The organism is Marinobacter sp. B-21, assembly GCF_056857895.1.
Map to the genome: position 1 here is coordinate 105,273 of NZ_JBSXNZ010000070.1, position 19,600 is coordinate 124,872.

Genomic DNA, 19,600 nt, shown 5'->3' on the forward strand with positions numbered 1-19,600 from the left:
AGCCGGGCCCTGAAGGTTCAGGGCATCAGGAATTCATCCGTGACTCCACATCCTGCACCACAAACCGTCCCTGGAAGACCGCCACGGGTTCAACCTCCGGCATGGCCCTGGGTTCGCCACAGAACACCTCGGCCGTGAGGTCCAGCCGGCCCTTGCCGTGCCGCGCCAGGCTTTTTCGGAAACGCCCGGGCACCTCATCACCGGGCAGGCGACAGATTACGTAAAAATCCGAACTGACCGGCTCCAGGTAATCAATGTTTCCGCTCTGGACCACCACATTCCCTCGCAACCCCAGATCCCAAAGTGCAAGTTCTGTCAGGCTCCAGGCGGCGGTGACCGCGGCGCAATAGATACTGCCGCCGAACCCGGTGCCCTGATGGTTGCGGTTGGGTTCCAAAGGCGCGCTAAGCAGCAGAGAATGGCCGTCCCACGAATGCAGTTTAATCCCCAGCGCCCGAGACAGAGGAATCTCGTCGTGGATACGTTTCTGGAAAAGAGACAACTGGCTCATAACATCCTCCTGATATCGTTCCAGTTTAGGCCGGCTTATTCCTTTTCCCTATGCGACTAACGTCGGTTTTTCCACTATGAAAAAGGCCCGGCAAAGCCGGGCCTGATTACAGTCCGAAAAACAACCGCAGATGTTTACTGCCAGATAACGGGCTGGCGATGCGCATACCAGTTGTCCACTTTTTCCTGGTAGGCATCTTCAACCACATTACGTTTGAGCTTCATGGTCGGTGTCAGGAAGCTGTTTTCGATGGACCACTCTTCGCTGACAACGGTGATGAAAGCCAGTTGCTCATGGGGATCCACCGTTTTGTTCACATCGGCGATCAGCTGCCTGAAGCTTTTCTCGATTTCCTTGCGGAAGGCTTCATCAGCCATCTTCGGCCGGGACTCCTCGGACAGCATAACCAGCGCATGTGGCTGGGTCTGATTGGCGCCGGAGACACACACCATCTCAATGGCATCGTGCGACATCAGCCGGTTCTCGATGGGTGCCGGAGCAATATACTTGCCCTTGCTGGTCTTGAAGATTTCCTTGATACGGCCAGTAATCTTCAGGCGGCCCATCTCGTCAATCTCACCCTTGTCACCGGTTTTCAGGAAACCGTCCTCAGTGAAGGCTTCGCGGGTCTTCTCCTCATCCTTGTAGTAACCCATCATGGTTGCCGGGCTATTGATCTGAATCTCGCCTTCTGGGCTGATCCTGGTCTCGACACCGGGCAGGGATTCACCGACGTAACCGATCCGGGAGCGGCCAGGTTTGCTCATGTGCGAGTAGGCAAAATTCTCAGACATGCCGTAGCCTTCCAGCAGTTCCAGGCCCAGATTGCGATACCATTCCAGCACATCGCTGGCGAGCGGTGCAGACCCGCTTCCCGCCAACTTGACTTTGTCCAGGCCAAGGCCCTTCAGGATCTTCTTCTTGATCAGCTTGTTCACCACCGGAATCTTGAGCAACCGGTCCAGCTTCTTCTTCGGCAGCTTCTGGAGCACACCATGCTGGAACTTTACCCACAGCCGCGGCACAGACAGGAAGAGCGTTGGCTGGGCACGCCGCAGATCCTGCACGAACGTCTCCAACGACTCGGCAAAAAAGAGCTGGAAGCCGGCATAAAGAGAAGCCAGCTCCACAAAGGTCCGTTCGAATACGTGAGCAAGAGGCAGGTAAGACAACATGCGCTCCTCGGAGCCGACACCCAGCACCTCCATGCCGCCTTCCGCAGCAAAGGCCATGTTGCCAAAACTGAGCATCACGCCCTTGGGCTTGCCGGTGCTTCCGGAGGTATACACGATAGTGGCCAGCTCATCCGCATCGCGGTGCACGTCCTCCTCGAGGGGCGGGTACTTGGCAACGATGTCGTCCCAGGTTTCAAAATCGTTGGGCGGGCTCAGCGGGAAAGAAATGCAGCGCACGGATTCCGGCACACCCGGCTTCATCATGTCCCAGTCATCCAGCTTGCCGACAAAAAGAACGTCGCACTCCGCATGGTTCAGTATGTAGTTCACGGTATCTGCGTTCAGGGTGGGATACAGCGGCACCGAAATATGGCCGGCCATCCAGATAGCCCAGTCGGTCATAATCCAGTGGGCGCAGTTCTTGGAGATCAGACCGATGCGGCTCTTCTCCGGGAGGTTCAGGGATTTCAGGTAAGACGCCATGCGCCTTGCCTCATCCACTGCCCGGCCCCAGGTATACTCCACCACTTTGCCGTTCCCGATGGGCTGCGTCATATACAGCGAGTTGGTCTTGGATTTTTCCCAGTGGCAGACCATATCCAGGGGAAGCTTGTTTGTTGTGTCCATGGACCTTCCTTGTAGTTCATTATTCGAGTTATTGATGACTTATTATTAGACTTTCGTAGGGTATTTCAACATAACCTGCGGCGTCAAAACGTGAAACAAGCGAAATTATTTTCAACTGCACCTATTTACGTCAAGCCGGGAGCCGGTTTACCGCAAGTTCAGTAGCCCTCAAACCCTGTGCCTGTGGTAAACTTCCACTCCTTTTTGAAGTGCAACATACCAGTTAACCTACCCGGAGATGGGCATATGGCCAAGAGAACCCTGCGCACCCTGTTTGGTGCCACCCTGCTGGCAATGGCAACCCTCGTTCAGGCACAGGAACCCCGCATTGTCGCCATCACACAGATTGTGGAGCACCCGGCGCTGGACGCCGTCTACCAGGGCGTGAAAGACGAACTCGCAGAGCGTGGCTATAAGGAAGGTGAAAATCTCACCATCATGCACGAGAGCGCTCAGGGCAATGCCGCCATTGCCTCCCAGATTGCCCGCAAGTTCATCGGAGAACAACCCGATGTGATCGTTGCCATCGCAACCCCCTCGGCGCAAACCGTGGCCGCGGCGGCTCGCAACACCTCAGTGGTGTTCTCGGCGGTTACCGATCCGGTCGGCGCCAAGCTGGTCAGTAGTCTGGAAGCCCCCGGCGCCAACATCAGCGGCGTGAGCGACATGCTGCCCATCGACAAACACCTGGATATGCTCCTGCGTGTGATGCCAGATGCCAGACGTATCGGCACCGTCTATAACCCGGGCGAAGCCAACGCCGTGTCTCTGGTTAACCTGCTGGAAGAGCGGTTGAAAGCCCGGGGGCTGACTCTGGAGAGAGCCGCCGCCACCAAAACCTCCGAGGTGCTGGGCGCCGCCCGCTCCCTGGTGGGCAAGGCCGATGCCATTTACCTGACTACCGATAACACCGTGATCAGCGCGGCAGAAGCCGTGATTGCCGTCGGCGAACGGGCGGACATCCCGGTTTTCGCCGCTGACACCGCCACCGTTCAGCGCGGAGCTGTCGCTGCCCTCGGGTTTGACTACTACGATCACGGTCGCCAAACCGGCATGATGGTCGCCCGGGTACTGGACGGCAAAAAACCCGGCGGCATGCCGGTAGAAACCATGGAAAAACTGGACCTGTTCGTTAACCCGACAGCGGCCAGGCGCATGGGCATCACCCTGTCCGATACGCTGGTTGCTGAAGCCGAAAAAGTCATCGACAGCGCCAAGTAACCCCTGAACCCCACGGGCGGCCCTCACAAGGGGCCGCCCGTTTTCATTAATGGTGATACCCGACCATGCTGAGTGACATTGCCCTTTACGGCGCCATCGAAACCGGCCTGATATACGGCCTCGTGGCCTTTGGCGTCTACATTTCCTTCCGAGTTCTGGATTTTCCCGACCTCACAGTGGACGGCAGCTTTCCGCTGGGCGCCGCAGTGGCTGCGATCCTGATAATCGACGGCGTAAACCCCTGGCTGGCCACTGGCGCCGCCGTATTGGCCGGCATGGCGGCCGGCGCAGTAACCGCCATCCTGAACGTAAAGCTGAAAATCCTGAACCTGCTGGCCTCCATCCTCACCATGATCGCGCTTTACTCCGTAAACCTGCGCATCATGGGCCGCCCGAACGTGGCGCTGCTTACCGAAGAAACCGTACTCACACCCTGGTATGACCTGGGGCTGGCCTACCATCAGGTACCGGTGGTGCTGTTTATCATCGTGATCGCCATTTCCCTGGTGCTGCTGTGGCGGTTCATGAAATCAGAAACCGGTCTGGCCATGCGCGCCACCGGCGCCAACGCGCGCATGGCAAGAGCCCAGGGCATTGCTACCGGTGCCATGATCATCCTCGGCGTGGCACTTTCCAACGGCCTGGTGGGCCTCGCCGGCGCCCTGTTCGCCCAGAGCCAGGGCGCAGCGGACGTCACCATGGGCGTGGGCGTGATCGTAATCGGCCTGGCCTCCCTGATTGGTGGCGAAGCGGTTATTACCCCCTCCTCGGTGCTTCGGGCGCTGATTGCCTGCGTGGCGGGTGCCATTATTTACCGCCTGGCCATCGCCTTCGCACTGAACGCCGACATGCTGGGGCTGCAGGCCCAGGATCTGAACCTGATTACCGCCGTGCTTGTGACCCTGGCCATCGTATTGCCGGGCGTGCGCAATTCCGTGGTTAGCAAATTCACGCGCGACAAGGCCTGAGGAGGCAACATGATCAGTGCAACCGATCTCCGGCTGACCTTTGGCAAAGGCACACCGCTGGAAAACCCCGCGCTCCGGGGCATGAGCCTGACGGTTAACCAGGGCGAATTTGTAACCGTGATTGGCAGCAACGGCGCGGGCAAATCCACCTTTCTGAATGCCCTGGCCGGCGAAGTGCTGGTCGACACTGGCCAGATCATCGTGGACAACCTGGACGTGACCAAACTGCCCACCCATAAACGGGCTGGCCGCGTTGCCCGGGTATTTCAGGACCCACTGGCCGGCACCTGTGAAGGCCTCACTATTGAGGAAAATCTGGCCCTCGCCATCAAACGGGGCCAGCCCCGGGGCCTGACCACCGCTGTGAAAAAGCAGTACATGGAACAGTTCCGGGACAGCCTCTCGTCCCTCAATCTGGGCCTGGAGAAACGCCTTGGCGACAAAATGGGCCTGCTCTCCGGCGGCCAGCGCCAGGCCGTGAGCCTGCTGATGGCCAGCCTGACCCCCTCCAGCATTCTGCTGCTGGACGAACACACCGCGGCTCTGGATCCGAAAACCGCTGCTTTCGTACTGGAACTCACTACAAAGATCATCGAGGAACAGGAACTCACCGCCCTGATGGTGACCCACAGCATGAAACAGGCACTGGAAGTTGGCAGTCGCACCGTGATGCTGCACCAGGGCCAGGTCGTGTTTGATATCGAAGGACGAGACCGCGAAGGCCTTGAGGTGAAAGACCTGCTCGGCCTGTTCGAGAAACAGCGCGGGCTGGAAGTGGACGACGACAGCCTGCTATTGGGCTAGACTGATGCATGCAGGGAAGCGGAAAACGGGGCCTTGTTCGGCCCCGTTTTTTGCTGGAAACACTCAGTGCCCGTATATACGCATGGCGGTATTGGATATCGCCAGGTTGTCCAGCGCGACCGAGCCGATGGATGTGCCACCAATCAGCACCCCACCAATTCTCATGTCTGCCTCGAACGTTTCCATATCCACAGCCAGCACCTCTGTACCGGCTGCGTTGGCGGCCTTGTAGATATCCAGCTCCACGTTCGCAAACACCCTCAGCGGCTGCGGTGCAGACAGATCATAATCTGCCCCGGTGAGCTCAAGATCCCGGATGCCCATTGCGAGAAACGGCACGTCGAAATCCATGTCGTCAATCGCGATATCCGTGAGCAGGTTGAGTTTGTCCGTCGCGGTATCGATCCGGATGGTGCCGGAGCCAATCAGCATGTCCATATTGAAGTTATCAAGAATGGTCGTACTGCCTCCGGTTCCGGTCAGATTCCAGGCGCCCGTGCTCATCCGAAAATCCACGGCGTTGAAAGTGATCGGCAGGAGGTTGATGATGGCGTCACCGTCCCGGGCAATATCAATGTTGATCCGGATGTTATCCAGCCGGTCATTGGCTTGACCATTGAGGTTCAGATTCATCTCGGAAAACATGTCGGTTCGGTTGGCACCTCCCACGAAGATATTATTGACCTCCAGCGACCCTTCATCGGTATAGATGAAGCGATCGATGTTCAGCTTGGTTTCCAGCTCAATGGTCACACCGGCCTGGCCGGTGATCATGCCCATCGCTGAATCATCCAGACTGTGGATCTCGGCCATGGCTGCAGGTGGAACACCCGCAACGCAGAGCGCTAGCAAGGTAGGTTTCAGGCCTTTCATTTTTGTTTCCTTGTTTTTAGTCTTTGTCACATCCTGTGGGCCACTGCAGTTTTCGACACCACATCAGTACTTTAGCGACACGTTCAGACCGGGTACGTGCAGGTGTCACAATTTGTATGACTTTTCTAATCGCTTAGGGCCTGACCGGTTTTTTAACCACAACATGTAGTGGTTTTGAACCTTTTCATCCAAATCGCTGTTTTAGAAAAAATTTCCCCTTTTCAAGCCGGTTTTGATTGATTTTCTTTGCCTGGAAGCGTCTGTCAATAGTTGCGTTCTTATTCACAGAACACTATATCCTGTTATACTCATCAAAGAATAAACCCATATATAGTGGTTAAAAAGAAAACAGGGCCCAGGCCCAATGCACGAATTCAAAGGGGTATGGCGCCGCCGGCACAAGGGGGCGCCATCAAAAGAAGACATACCGGAAGACAGAGGGCGGCAATGAACGCTAAGGCACAGGCAGTGGTTACAACAATCCCGATGCAGGAAGCCTCGATCGACATCTGGCACAGCAAGTACCAGTTGAAGACCAAGACCGGCGAGCCCGTGGACAAGGACATCAACGCAACCTACGAACGTGTTGCCAAAGCCCTTGCCGAGGTGGAAAACAAATCCGTACGTACCCAGCACATGAAGAACTTCATCTGGGCCCTGCAGAACGGCGCTATTCCGGCCGGCCGGATTACCTCCAACGCCGGTGCCGAAGCGCACAAGCCGGCCACCTCCACCATTAACTGCACCGTTTCCGGCACGGTTCAGGACTCCATGAACGACATCCTGGAAAAGAACCACGAAGCTGGCCTTACCCTCAAGGCAGGTTGTGGTATCGGTTATGAGTTCTCCACCCTGCGCCCGAAAGGCGCCTACGTGGCCGGCGCCGGTGCCACCACCTCCGGCCCGCTGTCGTTTATGGATATCTTCGACCGCATGTGCTTCACCGTGTCGTCTGCCGGTGGCCGCCGCGGCGCCCAGATGGCCACGTTTGATGTACACCACCCGGATGTCATCGACTTCATCCAGGCCAAGCGTGAAGACGGCCGCCTGCGCCAGTTCAACCTCTCCCTGCTGATCACCGAAGACTTCATCGAAGCCGTGCGCAACGGCGACGACTGGCACCTCTCCTTCCCCGTTACCGAAAAAGAAGTGGAAGACGAGCAACTGGACCTGAGCGATGAAAGCCGGTTTGTCTACCGTGATTTCCCGGTGCAGAAAGGCTATGTAATTAACGATGAGGGCAAGGTTGCCTGCCGCATCTACCGCACCCTGAAAGCCCAGTTCATCTGGGACACCATCATGACCAGCACCTACGACTACGCCGAGCCGGGTTTCATCCTGATCGACAAGGTCAACCAGATGAACAACAACTGGTTCTGTGAAGACATCCGCGCCACCAACCCCTGTGGCGAACAACCCCTGCCCCCGTACGGCAGCTGCCTGCTGGGCTCCGTGAACCTGACCAAGTTTGTGGACTACCCGTTCACCGACAAGGCCAGCTTCAACTACGAGAAATACCGCAAGGTAGTGGGCATCTTCACCCGCATGCTGGATAACGTGGTAGAGATCAACGGTCTGCCGCTGGCCGAGCAGCGCCACGAGATTACCTACAAGCGCCGCCACGGCATGGGCATCCTGGGCCTGGGTTCCACCCTGGCCATGCTGCGCATGCCCTACGGTTCTGAAGAATCCGTACAGTTCACTGAAGAAGTTGTGCGTGAAATGGCCGTGGAAGGCTGGCGCCAGTCCCTCACCCTGGCCGAAGAGAAAGGCGTGGCGCCGATCATGGACGATGAGTTTGAAGTAACGCCGAAGATGCTGGGCAAGTGCCCGCAGCTGTCTGAAGACGGCTACAAACTGGGCGACAAAATCAAAGGCCGCATCCTGCACGCCAAATACAGCCGCTACATGCAGCAGATTGCCAACGTAGAGCCGAAGCTGGTGGAAGAACTGGCCGAAAAAGGTGGCCGCTTCACCCACCACACCTCCATCGCGCCCACCGGCACCATCAGCCTGTCACTGGCCAACAACGCCAGTAACGGCATCGAGCCGAGCTTCTCGCACCACTACGCGCGCAACATCATCCGCGAAGGGCGCAAGACCAAGGAAAAAGTCGACGTATTCTCCTTCGAGCTGCTGGCCTACCGCCACCTGGTGAACCCGGGCGCCATGCCATTCTCCGAAGAGGACGACAAAAAGCTGCCGCCCTACTTCACCACCTCTGACGACGTAACGCCGGCGCAGCACGTAGACATTCAGGCCGCTGCCCAGAAGTGGGTGGATTCCTCGATTTCCAAAACCGCCAACGTTCCGACAGACTTCGACTATCAGGACTTCAAGGGCATCTACCTCTACGCCTACGACAAGGGCCTGAAGGGTTGCACCACCTTCCGCTTTAACCCGGAAGCCTTCCAGGGCGTACTGGTTAAGGAAAAGGACCTGGAGAACACGATGTACGAGTTCACCCTGGACGACGGTAGCAAGGTGACCCTCAAGGGCAACGAACAGGTAGAGTACGACGGCGAAATCCACAACGCCGCCAACCTGTTTGACGCGCTTAAAGAAGGCACCTACGGCAAATACTGACCCGGGAACCGACACAGGACAACGAACATGACCGTTAAAATCAGCAACAAAATCGTCGGCTACCGCGTAAAGAAAGCCGACCCAGAAGCCACCATCGAACACCCGGCACCGGTGCAGGCGGAAGCCAAACCCGTTCAGATGAACGAATACATCGAGCGGCCGGACTTCCTCCTGGGCACCACTTATAAGATCAAGCCGCCGATCGCCGAGCATGCGATGTACATCACCATCAACGACATCCTGCTCAACGAAGGCACCGACCACGAAAGCCGGCAGCCGTACGAAGTGTTCATCAACTCCAAGTCGATGGAACACTTCCAGTGGGTTATCGCCCTCACCCGCGTAATCTCTGCGGTATTCCGCAAGGGTGGCGACGTGACCTTCCTGGTGGAAGAGCTACGCAGCGTGTACGACCCCAACGGCGGCTACTTCAAGAAAGGCGGCGTGTTCATGCCCTCCCTGGTGGCTGAAATCGGCGCTGTGATCGAAAAGCACCTGAAGGCCATCGGCCTGCTGGAAAGCGAGGAAATGAGCGAAACCACCAAGCGCATCCTCGCCGAAAAACGCGCCGAGTTCGAAGCCAGCCACAGCACGGCCACGAACGACGAAAGAGCCAGCGACTACCCGCCCAATGCCACCATGTGCGGCAAATGCAGCACCAAGGCGGTGATCGTGATGGACGGGTGTGCGACCTGCCTGTCTTGTGGCGACAGTAAGTGCGGTTGAGGTGATTGACCTATAAGTGGCGAGAAGGCCTGGAGTGAAAGCTTCGGGCCTTTTTGTTTGGAGTGATTGTTTTTACCAACGACCGGAACGACTCATAGCATTGCGGCAAAAAATGATCGTAACGACCGTTTTTGTCGGCCACTTTGAGACAAAATTCGGCCACAAGACTTTGAACTTACGCGCTTTTCGGCTAAGTTGAACGTAATTTCGTGTTGAAATAGTGGTCGCGGAAAAACGGTCACCGAGACCATGATACAAATGTTAAATCAGTAGTGGTACCGCAGCTGGGCAATGAACAAAGCATCATCCGTGACCTTGTAAACGATGCGGTGTTCTTCGTTAATTCGGCGGGACCAGTAATCAGCGAGGCTATGCTTGAGCGGTTCTGGTTTACCGACACCTTCAAATGGTCCGCGCTTGGTTTCTTTGATCAGCTTGTTGATTCGGTTAAGGATCTTTTTGTCAGTTTTCTGCCAATACAGATAGTCTTCCCAGGCGTTCTCGGAGAAGATGAGTTTCATTCAAGAAGTTCCTTTTCCTGACCACCGCCTTGCTCAAGTTCGGCAACCGATTCCAGCAAACGACGGGCGTTCTTTGGTGTGCGCAGGAGGTATGCGGTCTCTTGCAACGCCTCATAGTCCTCAAGAGAGATCATGACCACGGATTGCGACTTGCTCCGGGTGATGATCACAGGAGAATGGTCTTCACAGACCTGCTCCATGGTTTTTGCTAGATTGGTTCTAGCGGCTGTGTAGCTAATGGCATCCATGAGGTTGCTCCTGTACAGAATGTTGTTCCTGTGCAGAATAACGTACATAAAAGGATTTAATCGGGTAGCCGAGGGTATCTAACCCTCAGCCCCCACAACACCCTGCATGCGGGACCGCACAGGGCGTTTCCCGGAAATGTTTAAAGTAAAATGGCCGATTAGCTCCGCTTACCCCAATGATGGCTTCACCGACTGAGCGGTGATCTTCCCACAGGGGACTTTCACCCCATTAGTTCATGCCCATGCTGGGCGTACACCAAGCCATGCACCGGATGCCGTACCCTCCGCTTCGCTGCGGTTTTGTTACCGGTGATGGCCAAGGCCAGAAAGATGGTCTTCCATACTGGAAGCCAGTTTTGGCTTCTTTCGGGGTATCGGCAACGTGCCCAGGTTGTGGGGCCACACAGGTACAACACCTCAGCCTCCATGAACGCCCACTTCGGATGGGCGTTGCCGATCTTGTTGCCCTGGGTGCCATAGCCCTTGCCAGCGGATTCCGCCTTGCACTTGATGAGTTAGGTGCCATTATACCTCCCGGAGCCTTGCTATTGTGGGCTTTGCAGGCAATTCAAGCCGTGCGAAGTGACGGATTCAGGGTTGTGTCAGGCGGTGTTGTTTATCGACTTCGCGAAGCGGAAGCAATCCGGCATCGGAGGTGATATGGCCGCCGGAAGAACCGGCTTCAATCTGGCGGCGGGACAGTGGCGAGAAGGTCAGTTTTCCAGGTATCATTTTGGATAGCGGCGGTTGGTGTTGGTTCCGTGTGTAGCACCTTGAAATTATAGTACTTTCCGCCGTTTTCTTTTATCCCTTTATGAGAAATCCGGGCTGGGGACCAGGGATCTTTCAAGATGGTCTTTGTCGTTGTTTGTGGGGCGAATCACTTCAGGCTCTACAAACTCCGGCAAACAGAACTATCTGGTTCCAGGCATTCATGCACCACTTTTCAAAGAGTCCGTTGAAACTATGCTTTCCCAATTGTTCCAGGCCATTGATAACCAGGATGCCACCGCCTTCGCCGGTTTTCTAACTGAAGATTGCACCTTCTCGTTCGGCAATCAGCCTGCCGTTTGTGGCAAGGAGGCGGTGCGTGATTTTGTTGCCGGCTTCTTCGCCTCCATCGAAGCCGTGTCTCACAGCCTTTCGGAATCCTGGGAGGTGGAGGACGGCTCCATCTGCCAAGGTACCGTCACCTATACCCGTAAGGATGGCTCTACCCTCACCATACCCTTTGCAAACATTCTGAAATTCAAAGAATGTCTGGTCTGCGACTATCGGATATTTGCTGACACCTCGGAGCTATATCGGCCAAGGTGAGGGAAAAACCGGGACAGATCTATTTTTCCCGTCCTGGCCAAGAACGAAGACCGTCCGGTCACAGAGATTATCAACGGGCTCCGGCCTGAGCCGGACAAATTTCAGGCAGACTGGCCGGATGGATACAGCTACTCGGTAGGCGGCGAAACCGAAGAAGCCGCGGAAACGTTTGACTCCGCTGGGACCGCACTCGTGGTGGCGATCATTCAGATTTTCGGTGTGCTGGTATTGCTGTTTGGCTCCTTCCGTCAGGCACTGATTCTGCTGGCGAGCCTTCTCTTGGCGATCGGTAACGAAATGTGGCGCCCATTGTGTTTTGCGGTCATATTCGGGTTGCTGGCGTCCACCGTGTTGTCGTTGATTATCATACCCTGCCTGTACAGGCTGTTTACGCCGCCAGAAGCCGGGTAGGAAGTCAGCCTTGATTAGTGAGCGAGAAAGCTGATGGCCAAGAAACGAACTCAGCATGGCACTGCGGGGCGTTATTGCGCTGTTTCCGCGTACCTGATTTTAGCGTTGAGTCTGTCAGGTTTTGCACAGGGGGCAGACAGCGCTGAGCCCGTGATGCCTGAGCTTTCCCCTATCGAGGTTCCGGAGGCTCCGGAAACGCCCGCACCGGTGGCGATTGATGCGTTGTCAGAGTCCCGGTCGGGTATCCAGGCAGAGATTCGTTCGTTGGAGGAAGCGCTGACACAGCGGCAACAGGCACTGGAGAATACACGGGAACGACTTGCCTTTGCCGAAACCTGGCGGGAGCGACTGGATGCTGAGTACCAGGGGCTGCAACGGCGGCTTGAAACCGCCGGCCTGGATCTGACCCAAGAGTACGCCAATCTGCTTCGCCGCCGGTTGGACCGGCTGGAACGGCAGCACCTGGCCGACAATCTGACGGCGACCATCAAAAGCCAATTGGAAGCGGCACGCATGGAGCAGTTCCGTCTGGAGGAATTCGATGCCCTCCTGCGGCCACCGGCCACAGCCAATAATCGCCTGGCTCAGCGCAGGGCGGACCTTCTGGCGAAACTCGGTACAGCCGTAACGGCCCATCTTGAAGCACTGAATAACTATTTTGTGTCGGTCAATGCCACCCAGGAACTCATTATCGCCTATCAATCCCTGTTGCGGCAGCGACTGTTCTGGCTGCCCAGCACCGAGCCCATACGCGTTCAGTCTTTCCCAGAGCTGGCCGCCGCCACCGGGTGGTTGCTGAGCCCCACCCAGTGGTACGAGCTATTGCAATCAACGCCGAAGGCATTGCGGACCCATCCGGTTCCGTTGGTGGTACTGACATTACTTTTGGCAGGGTTTGTGGCCACCAGGGCCAGGGCCCGGCACGCGCTGGCAGCGGCAGGGGAGAATATTGGCAACGTCGCCCGGGATCGCTTCCGCCATACCTTTGCGGGCCTGGGTTACTCCATCATCCTGGCTCTGATGGGCACCGTTGCGCTGGTGTTTCTGGCATTACTGGTCTCGCAGGGGGGAGAATTTGGCGCGGCCCTGTCCACGGGGCTCGGGAACGCCGCGTTTCTGTTTTTTCTGCTCAGCATGGTTTACCAGGTTGCCCGTTCCGGCGGACTTGGCGAGCGTCACTTCAAGTGGCATGCCGACACCCTCAAGGCCATCCGCCGCGGTATGCCCAGGCTCATGGTTGTTATGGTGCCAGCGGCAATACTGACCCCCTTGACCGAGGCCGCCATCGGAGAGTCGTTTCGGGACAGTCTTGGCCGTGTCATCTTCGCACTGGCGTCCATCGCGCTGTCGCTGTTCGCCCACCGGGTTCTGAAACCCGGTCTGGCGCGAGATGTGGACGGCAGGGTGCGCCTGATGTCATGGCTGATCTATCTGGCTGTTGTCGCCACACCACTCGTTCTCATGGGGTTCTCGCTCTATGGCTACCATTACACAGCGGTCCAGCTTGAGGGCACCCTGTTTATAACTGCCTGCTGGGTGGCCATCGTCGCCCTGCTTTACTACCTGGCCCTGAGAGCACTGTCGGTGCGGGAACGGCGAATGGCGCTTGAGCGGCTGAGAGAGAAACGCGCCGCCCAGCAGGAACTGGCGGCGGCAAGAGAAGCCGCCGATGCATCCGGAGAGGGGCTGCCGACGACGCTGGACATGCCGGAGATGGACTTGCAGGCCATCAGCAGCCAGAGCAAGGCGTTGTTGCGGATACTTGCTGGGGCGCTGATCGCCGTCGGCCTCTGGCTGCTTTGGGCCAATGTCTTTCCCGCCTTCCGGTTCTTGAATGAAATCACCCTCTGGACCGTTGCGCCCCTGACCGAAGGGGGCCAGGCCCTGGCGGTAACACTGGAAGATCTGCTGCTATCGTTATTGTTCGGTTTGGCAACGGTTCTGGCGGCCCGTAACCTTCCCGGCACCCTGGAAGTGGCGGTGCTCAGCCGAATGAAGCTCGCGCCGGGCACTGGCTATGCCATCACCACACTGGTCACCTACGTGATCATCATCGTTGGTGTTGTGGTGACTTTCGGTGCCCTTGGCGCCCAGTGGTCCAAGCTTCAGTGGCTGGTCGCTGCGCTGGGCGTGGGGCTCGGTTTCGGGTTGCAGGAAATCGTTGCCAATTTTGTCTCCGGCATCATTATCCTGTTCGAGCGGCCCATTCGTGTGGGTGATACCGTGACCGTGGGTGGAAAAACCGGCACCGTTGCGCGAATCCGTATCCGGGCAACCACGCTGATCGACTGGGACCGGAAAGAACAGATTGTTCCCAACAAGACCTTTGTGACTCAGGATCTCACCAACTGGACACTCTCGGATTCCATTACCCGTGTCATCGTGCAGGTGGGCGTGGCCTACGGTTCGGATATCGACACGGTCCAGAGTCTGCTCAACGATGTCGCCACGGCCAACAGCCGGGTGGTCAAGGATCCGCCTCCGGCGGTGTTCTGCGTGGCACTGGCGGACAGCAGCATCAACTTTGAAATGAGGGTGTTCGTGAAATCCATGCTCGACATCATGCCAGTCTCTCACGAGCTGCATGCCGCCATCACCCGGACCTTGCGCGAGGCGGGCATTCAGATTCCGTTCCCGCAGCGGGATATCCACATAATAACCGGCGCTCAGAGCACAGACTCGTGACTCAACATGAGTAGCAACTCGTCCTTGGTTGCCGGCTTGGCCAGATAGTCGTCCATTCCGGCCTTGAGAAACGTTTCCTGATCTCCAGGGATGGTATTGGCCGTCAGGGCAATAATGGGCTTGCCGTTCATTTTGCCGGCATTACGAATAATTCGCGTAGCTTCCAGGCCGCCCATCTCCGGCATGAATATATCCATGAGGATAACATCGTAATCAAGAGTGCGCAGTGCCTCGACGGCTTAAAGATGTCTTCCAATGCCGCCAAGGAATGGTTCGGTACCTTCAAGGAGCTGGGCGAAAAGCGGGACAAGCTGATACAACTGATTCGCCACAATCGGCGTGAACATCACGAACGGGATGAAGCCGAAACCGAAGCTGAGCTGGACCGGGATATCCGCCGGGCAAAGACCGCCCTCTCCCTGGACGAATCCTTGAAGAAAGTGGACCATTTCCTAAAGACGAACCGCCCAAGGATGGGCCAGGGGCAGCTATACTGTCTGGCGCATAGTATTGAGAAGTTGGCGAATTATGGACAGTTACGTCCAATGGCAGATTCAACCAGACTAAGCAGATCGTAGCTGTGAGGAAATCATGAATGAGTCAATCATTCAGAAGTCCGCAGTGGCCTCCATGGTCAAGGATCTGAAATTGCAGGTCCCCGGCGGAGTTCGGTGCATAGCATGGTGTGCAGGGCTGGTGTTTGCGAGTCTTGCCACCCTCACCCTGGCCCAATCACCATGCCCCGGAATTCACGTGAAGATTCTGGACATCAGAAACAGCGCTGGAGCGGTAGCTTGCGCGCTTTTCGAATCACCAGAGGGTTTTCCTACTGAGTTTCTGCGCTCCGCAAGCAATATCATGATAATAAAAGTTCGGGATACGCAGGCGCGTTGCGACTTTGAAGACATCCCGCCGGGAACGTATGCGCTTGCCGTCATTCATGATGAAGATTTGGACGGCAAACTTGGCACCAACTGGCTGGGGATCCCCACGGAAGGCTACGGTTTTTCAAACGACGCAAAAGCCTTTATGGGTGCACCTTCGTTCGATGCCGCCAGCTTTCCGTACGATGGGCGAAACCTGGATCTGACCATCAGCTTGAATTACTGAGTGCTTGTTGTGTGAACACCGGAGGTTTTTGCTTTCCTGCTTCAATCCAGCACACCCATTCACGGTTGTTACTCTTTAGATCAAGTGGGGCGAGACAGAGGTTGCCCGCATTATTGAAATCATTTTTCGGGCATCCTGATCTGATCTATATTAATAGAGTGACATTCGCGTACGTTGTTTCGGATTAGTATCAAGTGCAGGCACGGCGACGCCCTTTACATTGCGCCTTCGTCTCCCTTCCAGGGGCGCGCATGATGCAGGCGCCAGCTGGGAAAAAATAAGGAGCAGTGATGCAGAACCCGACGGAACCAAAATACGTGCCAGCACTGGGCTACCACTGGCTTACTCCCTACTACGACGCTGTCGTTGGAACCACAACACGGGAGCGTAGTTTCAAACACGCCCTCATCAAACAAGCTGGCTTCGAGCCGGGGCAGCAAGTACTTGATCTGGCGTCTGGAACAGGCACCCTGGCAATCTGGATAAAACAATACCAGCCACAAGTCCACGTTACCGGAGTTGACGGCGATCCGGCCATCTTGTCTCTTGCGACCCGCAAGGCACAAAAAGCAAAGGTCTCGGTGCAGTTCGAACGCGCACTGTCCTACAGCCTGCCATATCCGGCGGCACATTTTGATCGGGTTGTTTCAAGCTTATTTTTTCACCACCTGTCATGGGAAAACAAACAACGCACAGTGCAGGAGCTGTTCCGGGTTCTCAAACCGGGAGCAGAGCTGCACGTCGCCGATTGGGGACGTGCCAGCAACATTTTGATGCGAGGGTTGTTTCTGTTCGTTCAGCTTCTCGATGGTTTTAAAAACACCCAGGATAACGTGTCGGGAAAACTCGTCACACTCTTCGAGCAAGCCGGGTTTGTTGACGTAACGCAGCGACAAACCTTCAGCACCATCTACGGAACAATGGCGCTCTATAGTGCGGTCAAACCCTGTTAACACGACGCTCAACCTGACTCGCTGCGTCGGCGTTGATGTTGAGCACACAACCCCTGGCCAGCAAGTCACTGTTAACAGATAGGTTTTCTGGCTTTTTTTGGGCGTCAGGCTGCAACACGAGGTACGCCATGGGCGCAAACAGACAGCACGAAGAGCAAGCGCCCATCGTGAAGGAGTACGCCCGGCTCGCGGTGGAATACGACACGAGGTGGTCATTCTACATCGAGGCCACGACACGGGAGACCATGAAACGGCTAAGCTTGCTGCCGACAGACCGGTTGCTCGATGTTGGCTGTGGCACTGGCGCTTTGCTTCACCATTTGTCGACAACACATCCGGCCGCGCAGCTGTCCGGCGTTGATCCCGTACCGGAGATGCTGGCAATCGCACGCCGCAGGCTTTCGCCATCCATCGAGCTCCGTGAGGGGTGGGCTGAGCACCTGCCATTCGCGGAGCAACAGTTCGATGTCATCGTTTCATGCAACATGTTTCACTATATTCGTAAGCCCGTCGCCGCGTTGCTCGAAATGAAGCGGGTGTTGCGTCCAGGCGGTCAGCTGATCATCACGGACTGGTGCGACGACTACTGGGCTTGCCGGGTTTGCAATCTGTACCTGCGTCTGTTCAGTCGCACCTACGTCAAGACCTATCACGAGCGGGAGTGTGTTCAGCTAATGAAGGAAGCCGGGTACACGGTCAAGACTATTGATCGCTACAAAATCAACTGGCTGTGGGGAATGATGACGGTCAAAGCTACGAAAGACGCACCCAGACAAGTCGGTTGAATACCGGGGTCGGGTTCCCGATACACTGGCGCCTTGGGTTACGAATCCGATTCACGGGACTGTTGTCCCGCCAGGGAACCCGCGGCAAAACAACATTGGTAATGTCCACTGCAAAGAAGGCAAAACGCTATGCAATGCGCTCTCGTCTATGACTTCGACGGCACCCTCGCCCGCGGAAACTGCGCCGAGCATGGTCTGATGCCGGCTTTGGGTTTGAGCGAACAGTCCGATTTCTGGCCCGAAGTGAACCGAAAGAACCGCGAGCGGGATGGCGATGAGATCCTCACCTACCTCGGCGAGCTGGCCAAGCGCGCCCGCGATGTGGGCAAGCACGATGAGTTGACCCCTGAAAGACTCCGGATGCACGGCCAGTCCATTCCCCTGTTCCCCGGTGTGGTGGACTGGTTTGATGCCATCAATCGCTTTGCCAGCGACCAGGGCATTGCCCTGAGCCATTACATCGTCTCAAGCGGGCTGGAGGAGATGATTCGCGGAACGCCGGTGGCGAAGCATTTCAAGAAAATCTTCGGCTGCCGCTACCACTACGATGAAAACACCGGGCACGCGAAGTGGCCCGCCGTTGCCATCGACTATACCACCAAGACCCAGTACCTGTTCCGCATCAACAAGGGCATTGAGAACAGCTGGGATAACGTCACCATCAATGAATACATCGAACCCGGGGAACGCCCCTTCCCCTTTGATCACGTTATTTATTTTGGTGACGGCGACACGGATATTCCGGCCATGAAAATGGTGAAGACGCAAGGCGGATGCAGTCTCGCGGTGTTCGACGGTGAGAAATGGGGCGAGCGGAGCACACAGGAAAAGATCGGGAAGCTCATCTCTGAAGAGAGAGCAAACTATGTGGTGCCGGGTGATTACTCCACAGGCAGTCAGTTGGACGTTACTGTGAGGGGTATCCTTCGGCTGTACAAACGAAAGCACGGCTGAATCTCATATCAACACCGGCGCCCGACCCTCAGGTGGTAGCATTGTGAAGAAACTCTTGCTGATTCTCGGTGTGGCATTGCTGATCGCGCTCATCTCGGCCGTCAGCTCCAGCCCCATGCCCATCGAGGAAAGGCTGATCAGAATTCAGGCGGAGGATACCCTCCGCGAGTTCCCCCGGATCGAAAACGAACCGCTGGAAGTGCAGGCGGCTTTGCTGGACATGGCGGACGACGAATTGCTCCTGCTCAAGGCCCGCGCCGCGTACCTCCGGTACCCGGAAATGACCCGGGAGATCTTTCCCCTGTATGGCCCAGAGGATGAATTCCGTGAAATCCTTCGGCGCTATGGCGAAAACATCCTCCCTCCCATCCACTATTTCCTGGGCAGGCCCATCGGCTCGATCGAGCTGATGAATACCCTGGCCAACAAGTACCAGAAGGCCAAGGACTACTTCACGGGAAGCGACAAGTCACAGTCTGCTGAAGAACAAGGCACCGCTGAAACCGACAATCTGAGTCCGGCGGAGCGTGGCTGGTACGCCGTCCGCTTCATCCAGGAGGAAGGCCACGATTTCCTGGGCCAGTTTGTTGTCAGTGCGCAGGGAGAGATCACCTGGGTAAGGACTGAACGGGTACTGGAGAACATAAACCAGTTTTTCGCCAGCGGAATCCGCAACCTTGAGATCCGGCACCGCACGGGTGAAGACGTGTCCGCAACGGACATTGGCTGGGCGTCGGTGGATGTGCTCGTGTTCGCCAGCGCATTGAAGGTACTGCGCGTGGGACGCACTGTGGCGGTTTCCACTAAAGGTGCCACCAGAAGCACCCGCTCAGCAGCCCTCGCCACCCGAGTGGCCAACAGCGGCCGGATGTTGCTGAACAGCGCCCGATACGCGAAATGGCCAGCGGCAATAGCCGTTGGGTACCTTGTGGTCTCCCACCCCAGTATCATTAATGACTTTTTCGCCGAGGTGGCTGACGTGCTGGGCTATCCCGTTAAGCTGGTGCAGTTTCTGGGTTGGTTGGTGATACTGCTGCCGGCGCTTTACGTCGGCAGTTGGGTTATGCGGCTTCTGGTTCGGCCCACGATTGCGCTGCTGCATGTTGGCGGAGGTAAATAAACCAC

General features: G+C 56.6%; 19 protein-coding genes and 3 pseudogenes. 14 read left to right on the forward strand and 8 right to left on the reverse strand.

The features are described from left to right. Nucleotides 1-25: 25 nt before the first annotated feature. Both AC13C0_RS09680 and AC13C0_RS09685 read right to left on the reverse strand, forming a co-directional pair. A complete protein-coding gene (locus AC13C0_RS09680) occupies nucleotides 26-511 on the reverse strand; it encodes a thioesterase domain-containing protein (protein WP_117616895.1) in 486 nt (161 codons plus the stop codon). Nucleotides 512-645: 134 nt separating this feature from the next. Continuing rightward, nucleotides 646-2,313: an AMP-binding protein gene (locus AC13C0_RS09685; protein WP_482954312.1), complete on the reverse strand. Its 1,668-nt coding sequence runs from the start codon at nucleotides 2,311-2,313 to the stop codon at nucleotides 646-648. Between the two features lie 246 nt (nucleotides 2,314-2,559). Here AC13C0_RS09685 and AC13C0_RS09690 point away from each other — a divergent pair, with 246 nt between their 5' ends. The 3 genes from AC13C0_RS09690 to AC13C0_RS09700 all read left to right on the forward strand — a co-directional run bounded on the left by AC13C0_RS09690 (nucleotide 2,560) and on the right by AC13C0_RS09700 (nucleotide 5,306). Further along, the gene (locus AC13C0_RS09690) at nucleotides 2,560-3,534 is read left to right on the forward strand and encodes an ABC transporter substrate-binding protein (protein WP_117616893.1); all 975 of its coding nucleotides are present in this window, start codon (nucleotides 2,560-2,562) and stop codon (nucleotides 3,532-3,534) included. Between the two features lie 65 nt (nucleotides 3,535-3,599). Beyond that, complete coding sequence (locus AC13C0_RS09695; RefSeq protein WP_117616892.1) at nucleotides 3,600-4,502, forward strand: ABC transporter permease; 903 nt, start codon at nucleotides 3,600-3,602, stop codon at nucleotides 4,500-4,502. A 9-nt stretch (nucleotides 4,503-4,511) separates the two neighbouring features. Beyond that, nucleotides 4,512-5,306, forward strand: a complete 795-nt coding sequence (locus tag AC13C0_RS09700; protein ID WP_482954313.1) for an ABC transporter ATP-binding protein — start codon at nucleotides 4,512-4,514, stop codon at nucleotides 5,304-5,306. Nucleotides 5,307-5,369: 63 nt separating this feature from the next. On the opposite strand, the gene AC13C0_RS09705 is transcribed toward AC13C0_RS09700, so the two are convergent. Continuing rightward, nucleotides 5,370-6,179 carry a DUF6160 family protein gene (locus AC13C0_RS09705; RefSeq protein ID WP_117616890.1) on the reverse strand — a complete coding sequence of 270 codons (810 nt, stop codon included), beginning with the start codon at nucleotides 6,177-6,179 and terminating at the stop codon, nucleotides 5,370-5,372. A gap of 447 nt (nucleotides 6,180-6,626) precedes the next feature. On the opposite strand from AC13C0_RS09705, the gene AC13C0_RS09710 reads away from it, so the two are divergent. Continuing rightward, entirely contained in the window at nucleotides 6,627-8,765 is a 2,139-nt protein-coding gene (locus AC13C0_RS09710; protein ID WP_341581855.1) for an adenosylcobalamin-dependent ribonucleoside-diphosphate reductase, read from the forward strand. 27 nt (nucleotides 8,766-8,792) lie between these two features. After that, nucleotides 8,793-9,491 (forward strand): TSCPD domain-containing protein, encoded by a 699-nt coding sequence (locus AC13C0_RS09715; RefSeq protein WP_341581853.1) that lies wholly within the window; start codon nucleotides 8,793-8,795, stop codon nucleotides 9,489-9,491. Nucleotides 9,492-9,757: 266 nt separating this feature from the next. Here the strand turns inward: AC13C0_RS09715 and AC13C0_RS09720 are convergent, their stop codons facing one another. From AC13C0_RS09720 to AC13C0_RS09735, 4 genes and pseudogenes are all read right to left on the reverse strand, one after another. Beyond that, nucleotides 9,758-10,012 (reverse strand): Txe/YoeB family addiction module toxin, encoded by a 255-nt coding sequence (locus AC13C0_RS09720; RefSeq protein WP_341581851.1) that lies wholly within the window; start codon nucleotides 10,010-10,012, stop codon nucleotides 9,758-9,760. Beyond that, complete coding sequence (locus AC13C0_RS09725; RefSeq protein ID WP_117616886.1) at nucleotides 10,009-10,260, reverse strand: type II toxin-antitoxin system Phd/YefM family antitoxin; 252 nt, start codon at nucleotides 10,258-10,260, stop codon at nucleotides 10,009-10,011. The genes AC13C0_RS09720 and AC13C0_RS09725 overlap by 4 nt, the downstream gene beginning before the upstream one ends. 398 nt (nucleotides 10,261-10,658) lie before the next feature. Further along, a pseudogene (locus tag AC13C0_RS09730) lies at nucleotides 10,659-10,775 on the reverse strand (IS110 family transposase); the annotation flags it as partial. A gap of 82 nt (nucleotides 10,776-10,857) precedes the next feature. After that, nucleotides 10,858-10,992, reverse strand: a pseudogene (locus AC13C0_RS09735) (IS1380 family transposase); the annotation flags it as partial. A 234-nt stretch (nucleotides 10,993-11,226) separates the two neighbouring features. Between AC13C0_RS09735 and AC13C0_RS09740 the strand changes: the two are divergent. The 3 genes from AC13C0_RS09740 (at nucleotide 11,227) to AC13C0_RS09750 (ending at nucleotide 14,673) form a co-directional block, all read left to right on the forward strand. Then, nucleotides 11,227-11,577: a nuclear transport factor 2 family protein gene (locus tag AC13C0_RS09740; RefSeq protein WP_341581849.1), complete on the forward strand. Its 351-nt coding sequence runs from the start codon at nucleotides 11,227-11,229 to the stop codon at nucleotides 11,575-11,577. Nucleotides 11,578-11,769: 192 nt separating this feature from the next. Next, nucleotides 11,770-11,988 (forward strand): hypothetical protein, encoded by a 219-nt coding sequence (locus AC13C0_RS09745; protein ID WP_341581847.1) that lies wholly within the window; start codon nucleotides 11,770-11,772, stop codon nucleotides 11,986-11,988. A 33-nt stretch (nucleotides 11,989-12,021) separates the two neighbouring features. Continuing rightward, the gene (locus tag AC13C0_RS09750) at nucleotides 12,022-14,673 is read left to right on the forward strand and encodes a mechanosensitive ion channel domain-containing protein (protein ID WP_341581845.1); all 2,652 of its coding nucleotides are present in this window, start codon (nucleotides 12,022-12,024) and stop codon (nucleotides 14,671-14,673) included. Here AC13C0_RS09750 and AC13C0_RS09755 read toward each other — a convergent pair. Next, nucleotides 14,655-14,870 (reverse strand): response regulator, encoded by a 216-nt coding sequence (locus tag AC13C0_RS09755; protein ID WP_341581843.1) that lies wholly within the window; start codon nucleotides 14,868-14,870, stop codon nucleotides 14,655-14,657. The two genes, AC13C0_RS09750 and AC13C0_RS09755, sit on opposite strands and share 19 nt — an antisense overlap. Nucleotides 14,871-14,906: 36 nt before the next feature. Here AC13C0_RS09755 and AC13C0_RS09760 point away from each other — a divergent pair. The 6 genes and pseudogenes from AC13C0_RS09760 to AC13C0_RS09785 all read left to right on the forward strand — a co-directional run. After that, nucleotides 14,907-15,161: pseudogene (locus AC13C0_RS09760) on the forward strand (IS1182 family transposase); the annotation flags it as partial. 103 nt (nucleotides 15,162-15,264) lie between these two features. Further along, nucleotides 15,265-15,783, forward strand: a complete 519-nt coding sequence (locus AC13C0_RS09765; protein WP_482954314.1) for a DUF2141 domain-containing protein — start codon at nucleotides 15,265-15,267, stop codon at nucleotides 15,781-15,783. A gap of 290 nt (nucleotides 15,784-16,073) precedes the next feature. Next, nucleotides 16,074-16,736: a class I SAM-dependent methyltransferase gene (locus tag AC13C0_RS09770; protein WP_117616883.1), complete on the forward strand. Its 663-nt coding sequence runs from the start codon at nucleotides 16,074-16,076 to the stop codon at nucleotides 16,734-16,736. A gap of 128 nt (nucleotides 16,737-16,864) precedes the next feature. Beyond that, nucleotides 16,865-17,521, forward strand: a complete 657-nt coding sequence (locus tag AC13C0_RS09775) for a class I SAM-dependent methyltransferase (protein WP_341581838.1) — start codon at nucleotides 16,865-16,867, stop codon at nucleotides 17,519-17,521. Between the two features lie 129 nt (nucleotides 17,522-17,650). Further along, nucleotides 17,651-18,475 carry an HAD family hydrolase gene (locus AC13C0_RS09780; RefSeq protein ID WP_117616881.1) on the forward strand — a complete coding sequence of 275 codons (825 nt, stop codon included), beginning with the start codon at nucleotides 17,651-17,653 and terminating at the stop codon, nucleotides 18,473-18,475. A 43-nt stretch (nucleotides 18,476-18,518) separates the two neighbouring features. Then, nucleotides 18,519-19,595, forward strand: coding sequence for a hypothetical protein (locus AC13C0_RS09785; protein WP_482954315.1), 1,077 nt, complete (start codon nucleotides 18,519-18,521; stop codon nucleotides 19,593-19,595). Nucleotides 19,596-19,600 lie beyond the last annotated feature (5 nt).